The following is a 257-nucleotide window of genomic DNA, read 5'->3' as shown; positions in this document are numbered from 1 at the left end:
CAGTAACGTCGAGTTCAGTGAGCAGGATTTTGCACGTGCTCACAAGTTCCTCACGATGGAGACTGTGCCAATCGTATCGGATTTTTATTCTCTGGTATTTGAGGGTTGCACAATCCGTGAGTACTACGAAAATCTTGAAGATGCACTTGTGTGTCTTCGTCAACTGAAGGAAACACTCTGATGGTAGAGGACGCGTTGAAGGCAGGAGGCACCTATGGACTAGTGGGTGAATCTACACAGAACCACTACGAAGGTCC

At 47.5% G+C, this 257-nt stretch carries 1 protein-coding gene; it reads left to right on the top strand.

Annotated features, from left to right (window positions below; genetic code table 11):
* Nucleotides 1–181, top strand: a 181-nt coding sequence (locus AC1RP4_RS08070) for a hypothetical protein (RefSeq protein WP_391856939.1), incomplete at its 5' end; no start/stop codon positions are given.
* Nucleotides 182–257 lie beyond the last annotated feature (76 nt).

It is taken from the genome of Dellaglioa sp. CoH-56-MRSF-10 (assembly GCF_056782175.1).
This window is presented reverse-complemented; position numbering and strand designations above follow the sequence as displayed.